This window comes from Laceyella tengchongensis, assembly GCF_900182735.1.
Classification (GTDB): domain Bacteria; phylum Bacillota; class Bacilli; order Thermoactinomycetales; family Thermoactinomycetaceae; genus Laceyella; species Laceyella tengchongensis.
This window is the reverse complement of the sequence record NZ_FXTU01000029.1, coordinates 1-1349: the sequence shown is the minus strand read 5'-3', so window position 1 is coordinate 1349 and position 1349 is coordinate 1. Positions and strand designations below refer to the sequence as shown.

2 rRNA genes are annotated in these 1349 nt (G+C 46.6%); both read left to right on the top strand.

The annotated features are described in order from the left end of the window. Positions 1-9: 9 nt before the first annotated feature. Positions 10-124, top strand: a 5S ribosomal RNA gene (gene rrf, locus QQZ12_RS16945). Positions 125-1178: 1054 nt separating this feature from the next. Continuing rightward, positions 1179-1349 (top strand): 16S ribosomal RNA (locus QQZ12_RS16940); the annotation flags it as partial.

Here is a 1349-nt window from a genome sequence, read left to right as displayed (position 1 = left end):
AACATAACGTCTGGTGATGATGGCGGAGGGGACCCACCCGTTCCCATACCGAACACGGAAGTTAAGCCCTCCAGCGCCGATGGTACTTGGGCTTAAGCCCTGGGAGAGTAGGTCGTTGCCAGGCTACTAACCCCCACTTCAGAATGAAGTGGGGTTTTTGCTTTGTTTTGTGTTGGTAAGTTGTTTCATATGGTAGGTAAGCCAGCAACCAATTGGCAGTGCCGTTCAAAAACAAGTTCACTCTTGCTTAGGACAAGGAAGCAGAAAGGTTCTTATGCCACATGGGTGAGGTGAGCCCGGAGATGTTCTGGTGTCCACTTCTTGTATGATGCTTAGTGGGATTGCTTGTTTAATAACACCATTACGACTGCATATGGTTAGAGCATGTCTAATAAATAGATCAGCGGCTCCAAAACCATTTACTTGTGCATCGGCGCTCCTCGAGAAAAGGTTTTTCCGCCGCTTCTTCCCCACACAACTTGATATGCCAGACACACCCAAGAGATTCTTGTATTTTTCGACAGTCGCATTTGTCTGTCTGTTGCCGCTCATTCCGCTGATCGTATTCATAGACAGTACCATGGAGCCTGATGTTGCTACCTGATTTTTTCCCTCGTATTAAATGGTCACCCTCCAGCCATGGCGTAGCGACTGTTCGTTGGGACGTAGTTACGTCTGCTGACATTTCTAAGCGTATTTTCTGCTCGCTTGAGGAGAGAACCATTTGGATGGCATCTCCCAAAGAAATGGCATCTACAGATACAGCGGCAAACGGAGGGGTTGAAGGAAGCGAAAAAAATGACAGAGTTGCATGGAGACATAAGAGAGAAACGTTGGACATACACCTGCGAGACGATGCCTTAGCCTAAGGGGTTGTCCGTTTTGCCTGCATAAAGCGATAGCCTGCGATTAAAAATGTGAATATGGGTGTTGACAAGTGATAAAAACCATTGTATAGTTAATTTCGTTGCTAACGCGACAACATCTTCTAAAGATCGATAAATAACAACAAAAAAAGTTGTTGACAAGATCGAATGAAGATGATAGAATCAAATACGTCGCTGCGAGAGCGGCGCTAGAAATTAAAGCGTTCCTTGAAAACTAAAGAGTGACAACGTGACCTGTTAATTCATTGAGTATAGACTCAAACTCAAATTTCACACTTCGGTGTGAGACCTTTAACGGAGAGTTTGATCCTGGCTCAGGATGAACGCTGGCGGCATGCCTAATACATGCAAGTCGTGCGGGGGTCTCCGGACCCTAGCGGCGAACGGGTGAGTAACACGTGGGCAACCTGCCCGTAAGACTGGGATAACTCCGGGAAACCGGTGCTAATACCAGATAATCTC